Origin of the sequence: Streptomyces tricolor (assembly GCF_002155905.1) — a bacterium.
Lineage (GTDB): Bacteria > Actinomycetota > Actinomycetes > Streptomycetales > Streptomycetaceae > Streptomyces > Streptomyces tricolor.
In genome coordinates this window covers 1-9,282 of the sequence record NZ_MUMF01000434.1, presented here as the reverse complement: position 1 = coordinate 9,282, position 9,282 = coordinate 1, and the positions used below count along the sequence as shown (strand labels likewise).

2 protein-coding genes are annotated in these 9,282 nt (G+C 77.9%); both read right to left on the bottom strand.

Translation table 11 applies throughout. The features are described from left to right. On the bottom strand, window positions 1-2,927 hold a 2,927-nt coding region (locus CCN44_RS28645; RefSeq protein WP_143650011.1), incomplete at its 3' end, for a type I polyketide synthase. Between the two features lie 14 nt (window positions 2,928-2,941). After that, window positions 2,942-9,282, bottom strand: a 6,341-nt coding sequence (locus CCN44_RS45195; protein WP_167404041.1) for a type I polyketide synthase, incomplete at its 5' end; no start/stop codon positions are given.

The window sequence follows — 9,282 nt, the reverse complement described above, 5'->3', positions numbered from 1 at the left end:
GCGGCGGCGAGTTCGGCGAGCGCGGTGCCGGGCAGGACGGGGGTGCCGAGGACGGTGTGGTCGGCGAGCCAGGGGTGGGTGCGGGCGGACAGCGTGCCGGTGAAGACGACGGCTCCGGTGGCGCCGGTGCGGTCCGCGGTGTCGTCGGCGGGCAGTTCGACGGCGGCGCGCAGCAGCGGGTGGCCGACGGTGCCGAGGCCGGCGGCGGTGAGGTCGTCGGCGGGGGCCGGGGCCAGCCAGTAGTGCTGGTGCTGGAAGGCGTAGGTGGGCAGGTCGACGTGGCGGGTGCCGGGGCCGAGGAAGGCGGTCCAGTCGACGTGGGCTCCGTGCGCGTGGAGCCGGGCGAGCGCGCCGACCAGGGTCTCGGGTTCGGGCCGGTCCGCGCGGGCGGTCGGGACGGCGAGGACCTCGGGGCGGTCGGGGTCGTCGGGGAGCGCGTCGGTGACCAGGGCGCCGAGCACGGCGTCCGGGCCGACCTCGACGAAGGTGTCCGCGCCGTCCTCGGCCAGGGCCCGGACGCCGTCGGCGAAGCGGACGGTGTCGCGGACGTTGCGCAGCCAGTACGCGGGGTCGCGCAGTTCCGTGTCGGCGGGGGCGCCGGTGACGGTGGAGACGAACGGGATGCGGGGAGCGTCGAGGGTGACGGCGCCGAGCACCCGGCGGAAGCCGCTGAGGACGGGGTCCATGCGGTGGGAGTGGAAGGCGTGGCTGACGGTCAGCCGCTTGGTGCGGCGTCCGCGCTCCGCCCAGCGGGCGGCCTCGGCGAGCACGGCTTCCTCGTCGCCGGACAGCACCACCGACGACGGGCCGTTGACCGCCGCCAGCGCCACGCCGTCCGGCAGGTCCAGTTCGGCCTCCGCGGCCTGCACGGCGACCATCGCGCCGCCGTCGGGCAGGGCCTCCATGAGCCGGCCGCGGGCCGCGACCACGACGACGGCGTGCCGCAGGGACAGCACGCCGGCGGCGTGCGCGGCGGCCAGTTCGCCGACGGAGTGGCCGAGGACCAGGTCGGGGCGTATGCCCCAGGAGCCGAGCAGGGCGGTCAGCGCGGTCTCGAACGCGAACACCGCGGCCTGCGCGTACAGGGTGCGGTCGAGGTCGGGGCCGCCTTCGGTGATCACCTCGCGCAGCGGGCGGGGCAGTACGGCGTCGAACTGGGCGCAGACCTCGGCCCAGGCGGTGGCGAACGCCGGGTAGGCGGCGGCGAGTTCCTCGCCCATGCGGGCGCGCTGGGCGCCCTGGCCGGTGTAGAGGAAGGCCAGGGTGCGGTCGGGGCGGGCCTCGCCGGAGACCGCGGCGGGTGCGCCGGCGGCCAGCGCGGCGAGGCCGGCGCGCAGCTGCTCCGCGTCGGAGCCGAGGACGGCGGCGCGCAGCGGCAGGGCGGCGCGGGTGGTGGCGAGGGCGGCGGCGACGTCCAGGGCGTCGGCGTCGTCGGGCAGGCCGGCGGCGAGCCGTTCGGCCTGGGCGCGCAGGGCGGCCGGGGTGTGGGCGGACAGCAGCCAGGGCACGACGGGGTGCTCGGCGCGCGCGGTGTCCGCGGGTTCGGGGGTGTCCGGGGCCTGCTCCAGGACGACGTGGGCGTTGGTGCCGCTGACGCCGAACGCGGACACCGCGGAGCGGCGGGGTGCGCCGGTGGCGGGCCAGTCCCGGTTGTCGGTGAGGAGTTCGACGGCGCCGCGCGTCCAGTCCACCTGCGGGGTGGGCTCGGTGACGTGGAGGGTGCGGGGGGCGATGCCGCGGCGCATCGCCTCGACCATCTTGATGACCCCGGCGACGCCGGCGGCGGCCTGGGTGTGGCCGAGGTTGGACTTGACCGAGCCGAGCAGCAGCGGGCGGGGGCGTTCCTGGCCGTAGGCGGCGAGGAGCGCCTGCGCCTCGATGGGGTCGCCGAGCCGGGTGCCGGTGCCGTGGCCCTCCACGACGTCCACGTCGGCGGGGGTGAGCCGGGCGTCGGCGAGGGCCTGCCGGATGACCTCCTGCTGCGACGGCCCGTTGGGGGCGGTGAGGCCGCTGCTGGCGCCGTCGGAGTTGACGGCGGAGCCGCGCACCACGGCGAGGACGCGGTGGCCGTTGCGGACGGCGTCGGAGAGCCGCTCCAGCAGCAGGACGCCGACGCCCTCGCCCCAGCCGGTGCCGTCCGCGTCGGCCGAGTACGCCTTGCAGCGGCCGTCGGCGGCGAGGCCGCGCTGCCGGGAGAACTCCACGAAGACGCCCGGGCTCGCCATGACGGTCACACCGCCGGCCAGGGCCATCGAGCACTCGCCGGCGCGCAGCGACCGCACCGCCCAGTGCAGGGCGACCAGGGACGAGGAGCAGGCGGTGTCGACCGTGACGGCGGGGCCCTCCAGGCCGAGGACGTAGGCGATCCGGCCGGAGACGACGGCGGTGGCGCCGCCGGTGACGAGGTAGCCCTCGGCGTCCTCGGGGACGCGGGCGCCGATGCCGTAGCCCTGGCTCCAGGTGCCGACGAACACACCGGTACGGCTGCCGCGCTGGGCGTGCGGGTCGATGCCGGCCCGCTCGTAGGCCTCCCAGGCGGTCTCCAGCAGCACCCGCTGCTGCGGGTCCATGGCGCGGGCCTCGCGCGGGGAGATGCCGAAGAACGCCGGGTCGAAGTCGGCGGCGCCGGTGAGGAAGCCGCCGCGGTCGGTGTAGCTGCGGCCGGCCCGCTCGGGGTCGGGGTCGTGGACGCCGAGGTCCCAGCCGCGGTCCTCGGGGAAGCCGCCGATGAGGTCCGAGCCGGCCGCGACCGCGTCCCAGAGCCGCTCGGGCGAGTCGATGCCGCCGGGGAACCGGCAGGCCGTGCCGACGATCGCGATCGGTTCGCTCGCGGCGGCCGTCAGCCCGCGGTTGCGGCGGCGGAGCCGCTCGGTCTCCCGCAGCGAGCTGCGCAGCGCCTCGACGAGTTCTTCGTTGGTGTTGCTCATGCTGTTCGTGATCCTCAGTTTCCGCGGGGGCGCTCGTCGTGCGCGATCCTGATCAGGTCGTCGATGCTCATGTCGTCCAGGGCGTCCATGAGTTCGTCGGGACCGTCGTCCTCGGGGCCGTCCGCGGGGTCGTCGGCGTGGTCGTCGGGGGCCGGCTGCTGCTGGGCCGGGTGGTCCCGGGGCGGTACGGCGAGGCCGGCCAGGCGGGCGAGTTCGTCCAGGAGCCCGGCCTGCCGGAGCCGGTCGAGCGGGATGGCGGCGATGGCGGCGCGCAGCTCGGCGTCGGGGTCCTCGGCGGCGGGCGCGGCGGTCCTGGCCGCCTGGATCCGGGGTGCCAGCTCGGTCAGGAGGTGGCGGGCCAGGGCGGCCGGGGTCGGGTGGTCGAAGACGACGGTGGCGGCGAGCCGTACCCCCGTGGCCTCGGTGAGCCGGTTGCGCAGTTCCACGGCGGTCAGCGAGTCGAAGCCGAGGTCCAGGAAGCCGCGCGCGGTGTCCACGGCGGAGACCCGGGTGTGACCCAGGACGGCCGCCGCGCCCCGGCGTACGACGTCGAGCACGGCCCGGCGGCGCTGTTCCTCGCCGAGGCCGGCCAGCCGCTCGGGCAGCGCGGGCTGTGCCGCGGTGTCCTCGCGGGCGGGGCCGGCCGGGCGGCGGACCAGGTCGCGCAGCAGGGCGTGGGGTGCGCCCGGACCCGCGGTGAGCGCGGCGGTGTCGAGCCGGAGCGCGGCGAGGGCGCCGGACGTGGTGCGGCAGGCGGCGTCGAGCAGCGCGAGCGCCTCGGCGGCGGTCAGCGGCCGGACGCCGGCCCGGGTCATCCTGGCCCGGTCGCCGCCGCTCAGGCCGCCGGTCATGGCGCTCTCGGCGGCCCACGGCCCCCAGGCGAGGGAGACGGCGGGCAGGCCGCGGGCGCGGCGGTGCTCGGCGAGCGCGTCCAGGGCGGTGTTGGCGGCGGCGTAGTTGCCCTGGCCGGGGGCGCCGAACGTGCCCGCCGCGGAGGAGAACAGCACGAAGGCGGACAGGTCCGTGCCTGCGGTGAGTTCGTGCAGGTGCCAGGCGGCGTCGGCCTTCGGGCGCAGGACGGCGGTGAGCCGCTCCGGGGTCAGCGAGGCGAGCGTGCCGTCGTCGAGGACGCCGGCCGCGTGCACCACCGCGGTCAGCGGCGGTTCGACGTCCGCCAGCAGCGCGCCGAGCGCGGCCCGGTCGGACACGTCGCAGGCCGCGACGCGGACCCGGGCGCCGGCGGCCCGCAGGTCGGCCACGGCGGGCGGCTCGGTGCCGCGCCGCCCGACGAGCAGCAGGTCGCGGACGCCGTGCTCGGTGACCAGGTGCCGGGCCACGAGGCCGCCGAGGGTGCCGGTGCCGCCGGTGATCAGGACGGTGCCGTCGCCGTACGGGGCGGTGGTGAGCACGAGCTTGCCGGTGTGCCGGGCCTGGGCCATGAAGCGGAACGCCTCGCGGGCGCGGCCCATGGGCACGCCGCGCACCGGGAGGTGGGCGAGGTCGCCGGCCGCGAGCAGGGCCAGGAGGTCGGAGAGCATCTCCTGGATGCGGTCGGGTCCCGCGTCCGCGAGGTCGACGGCGCGGTAGGTGATCCCGGCGGGGTCGCGGAGGTCGGTCTTGCCGAGTTCCACGAACCGCCCGCCGGGGCCGAGCAGCCGGAGCGAGGCGTCCACGAACTCGCCCGCCAGGGAGTTCAGTACGACATCCATCCGCGGGAACCGGTCCGCGAACCCGGTGTCCCGCGACGACGCCACATGCGCCTCGTCCAGACTCATCCCCCGCAGCACCCCGTGCTTGCCGGGGCTCGCCGTCGCGAACACCTCCGCCCCGAGCAGCCGGGCCACCTGCACGGCGGCCATGCCGACACCGCCGGCCGCCGCGTGCACCAGCACCCGGTCCCCCGCCCGGACCCGGGCGACGTCGTGGAGGGCGAACCAGGCGGTGAGGAACGCGGAGGGCACGGCGGCGGCCCGGGTGAAGCTCCAGTCGTCGGGCACGGGGGCCAGCAGGCGCCGGTCGGCGACGGCGGCGGAGCCCATGGAGCCGGGCAGCAGGCCGAACACCCGGTCGCCGGCGGCGAGATCGGTCACGCCCGGCCCGGTCTCGGTGACCGTGCCCGCGGCCTCGATGCCGAGCGGCTGCGGTGCGCCGGGGTACAGGCCGAGCACGCTGAGGACGTCCCGGAAGGTCACGCCGACCGCGCGGACGGCGACCCGTACCTCGCCCTCGGCGAGCGGGGCGTCGGTGTGGGGCACGGCCGTCAGGCCGTCGACGGTGCCGGTGGAGCCCGGCTGGAGCCGCCAGCCGCCGTCGGGCAGGACCAGCGCGTCGGCGCCGGCCCGGGTGAGCCGGGGCGCGCTGACCACGCCGGACCGCACGGCGACCTGGGGCTCGCCGCAGGTGAGCGCGGCGGGCAGGGCGCGGACGGAGGCGGCGCCGGTGGTGAAGACGCCGACGGAACCGGCGGAACCGGAAGCATCAACGGAACCGGAAACACCGGCGGACCCGTCGGACGCGGCGGACGCGGAAACGTCGAGCGCGCCGGAGACGTCCATGGCGTCGAGGTCGGCGAGGACGATCCGGTCGGGGTGTTCCGTCTGGGCGGTCCGCACCAGGCCCCAGACGGCGCGGGCGGCCGGATCCGGGGACTCCTCGGCGGACAGCGCGAGGGCGCCGCGGGTGACCACGGCGAGGCGGGCCGTGCTCGCCCCGTCGGCCAGGAGGTCGCGCAGGGCCGTGAGCACGGCGGCGGTCGCCCGGTGCGTCTCGGTGACGGGGTCCGCGCCGGGGTCGGTGGCGACGGGCAGCACCAGGAGTTCGGGGGCGTCGGCGGCGTCGACCAGGGTGGCGCCGGCCGCGGTGAGGCCGGCCGCCAGCGCGGTGTCGGTGCCGAGCAGCGCGATCCGGCGGGCCGGGGCGGCGCCCTGCTCGACGGGCACCCAGGCGGTCTCGAAGAGCGCGTCGGGCACCGCGGGAGCGGCGGGCGGGCGCAGCCGCAGGGAGCCGATGGCGGCCACCGGCAGCCCGTCGGCGTCGTACAGCTCGACGGCGAGGGCGCCCTCGGCGCCGGCCCGGGACAGCCGGGCGCGGACCGCGCGGGTGCCGGGGGCGAAGACCCGTACCCCGCTCCAGGCGAACGGCAGCCCGCCGTGCGCCGGGTCGGTGATCAGACCGCCCACGCCGATGGCGTGCAGCACCGCGTCGAGCAGCGCCGGGTGTACGGCGCAGCGGTCGGCGTCGGGGACGCCGGCGGGCAGCTCGGCCTCGGCGTACACCTCGGCCGCCGGGCCCTCGCCGCGCCGCCAGGCGGCGCGCAGGCCCTGGAAGGCGGGTCCGTAGCCGAACCCGGCGTCCGTCAACCGCCCGTACAGGGCGCCGAGGTCAGCGGGGCGGGCGTCCGCGGGCGGCCAGGCGCCGGTGACCGCGGGCTCGCCGGGCACCTCGCCCAGCGCGCCGGTGGCGTGCCGGGTCCAGTCGCCGTCGGCGGTACGGCTGTGCAGGGCGAGCGTACGGCGGCCGTCGGCCTCGGCGGCGCCGACGGTGACGCGGACCTCCACGGCGCCGTCGGCCGGCAGGACGAGCGGGGCTTCCAGGATCAGTTCGGGCACGCCGGGCGCGGCCACCCGGCCGGCCGCGGCGAGGGCCAGGTCCAGCAGGGCGGTGCCGGGCAGCAGGGCGGTGCCGCGGACGGTGTGCTCGGCCAGCCAGGGGCGTGCGGCGGGCGAGAGCCGCCCGGTGAGCACCAGACCGCCGTCGGGCAGGTCGACCGCGGCGGACAGCAGGGGGTGCCCCGCCGAGGCCGTACCGGTACCGGAGCCGGCGGGCAGCCAGTAGTGCTCGCGCCGGAAGGCGTAGGTGGGCAGGTCGACGGTGCCGCCGCCGCGGCCCGTGAAGTAGCCGTTCCAGTCGACGGGCAGGCCGTCGGCGGCGGCGCGGGCGAGCGCGTCGGTCAGCGTCTCCGGCTCCGGCCGGCCGGCGCGCAGCAGGGGTACGGCGAGCGGGTCGCGCTCGTCGGCCTCCGCGGGCGGCAGGCCGCTCTGGGCGAGGGCGGTGAGCACACCGTCCGGGCCGAGTTCGAGGTACCGTACGGCGCCCGCGGCGGCCAGGCCGGCCACGGCGTCGTGGAACCGCACGGTGTCGCGGACGTGCCGGACCCAGTGCTCGGGCGAGCGGGCCTCCTCGGCCGTCAGCGGGCGGCCGGTCAGCGCGGACACGACCGGGACGGAGGGCGCCCGCAGGTCGAGCGCGGCCACGGTGGCGCGGAACTCCGCCAGCATCGGGTCCATCAGCGCGGAGTGGAACGCGTGGGACACCCGCAGGCGTCGGGTGCGGCAGCCCTCGGCGGCGAGCCGGTCGGCGGCCTCGGTCACGGCCGGTTCGCGGCCGGAGAGCACCAGGGCGCGCGGGCCGTTCACGGCGGCGAGCGAGACGTCGTCGCCGAGCAGGGGCCGTACGCGGTCCTCGTCGGCCTCGACCGCGACCATCGCACCGCCGGCCGGCAGCGCGTCCATCAGCCGGCCGCGGGCGGCGACCAGTGCGGCGGCGTCCGGCAGGGAGAGGACTCCGGCCAGGTGGGCGGCGGTGATCTCGCCCAGCGAGTGGCCGGCCAGCAGGTCGGGGGTCACGCCCCAGTGGCGCAGCAGGGCGGCGAGGGCGGTCTCCACGGCGAACAGCGCGGGCTGCGCGTAGGCGGTGCGGTCGAGGACGTCGGCGGGGCCGGACAGCACCAGGTCGCGCAGGGGGCGGTCGAGCAGGCGGTCGAACTCGGCGCAGACCGCGTCGAAGGCGTCGGCGTAGGCGGGGTGGGCGGCGTACAGGCCGGCGCCCATGCCGACGCGCTGGGCGCCCTGGCCGGTGCACAGGAACGCGGTGCGGCCCGGGCGGGCGGCGACGGGCCGGGCCTCGGCGAGGGCGTCGAGCAGCGCGGTGGTGTCGCTGCCGGTGGCGGCGACGCGGTACTCGAAGGCGGTGCGGGTGGTGGCGAGGGCGCGGGCCACGGCGACCGGGTCGGGGTGGCCGGCGAGGTCCTCGGTCAGCCGCTCGACCTGGGCGCGCACGGCCTCGGGGGTGCGGCCGGAGACCAGCCACGGCACGGGTCCGCCGTCCCCGGCGGGCGCGGTCCGCGCGGCGGGCGGGGCCTGTTCGAGGACGACGTGGGCGTTGGTGCCGCTGACGCCGAAGGAAGACACGGCGGCCCGGCGCGGCACACCGGTCTCGGGCCACGGGGTGGTCTCGGTGAGCACCGACACCGCTCCCCTGGTCCAGTCGACCTGGGCGGAGGGCCGGTCGACGTGCAGGGTGGCGGGCAGCACGCCGTGCCGCAGCGCCATGACGGTCTTGATGAGACCGGCGGCGCCGGACGCGGCCTGGGTGTGACCGAGGTTGGACTTGACCGAGCCGATCCACAGCGGACGGTCGCGGTCCTGGCCGTAGACCGCCTGGAGGGCCTGGGCCTCGATGGGGTCGCCGAGCGCGGTGCCGGTGCCGTGCGCCTCGACGGCGTCGACGTCGGCCGGGGTGAGGCCGCCGTCGGCGAGCGCGGCCCGGATGACCCGCTGCTGGGAGGGGCCGTTGGGCGCGGTCAGGCCGTTGGAGGCGCCGTCGGAGTTCACGGCGGAGCCGCGGACGACGGCGAGGACGCGGTGGCCGTTGCGGCGGGCGTCGGACAGCCGTTCCACCAGCAGCAGGCCGGCGCCCTCGCCCCAGCCGGTGCCGTCGGCGGCGTCGGCGAACGCCTTGCAGCGGCCGTCGGCGGCCAGACCGCCCTGCCGGCCGAACTCGACGAAGACGCCCGGGGTGGCCATCACGGTGACCCCGCCGGCCAGTGCCAGGTCGCACTCGCCGGAGCGCAGCGCGCGGATCGCCCAGTGCAGGGCGACCAGGGACGAGGAGCAGGCGGTGTCCACGGTGACCGCGGGGCCCTCCAGGCCGAGGACGTAGGCGAGGCGGCCGGAGACCACGCTGCCGGAGGTGCCGGTCAGCAGGTGGCCCTGCAGCTCGTCGGGGGTGCCGTACAGGCTGGTGAGGTAGTCCTGGCCGCCGTAGCCGACGAACACGCCGGTGCGGCTGCCGCGCAGCGTGGCCGGGTCGATGCCGGCCCGCTCGACCGTCTCCCACGCGGTCTCCAGCAGCAGCCGCTGCTGCGGGTCCATGCCGGTGGCCTCGCGGGGGCTGATGCCGAAGAAGGCGGCGTCGAACGCGCCGGCCGCGTCGAGGAATCCGCCGACCTTGGTGAAGCCGGCGTCGGTGACGTCCCAGCCCCGGTCGGTGGGGAAGCCGGTCATCGCGTCCCGGCCCGCGGCGACGAGGTCCCAGAGCCGTTCGGGCGAGTCGGCGCCGCCGGGGAAGCGGCAGC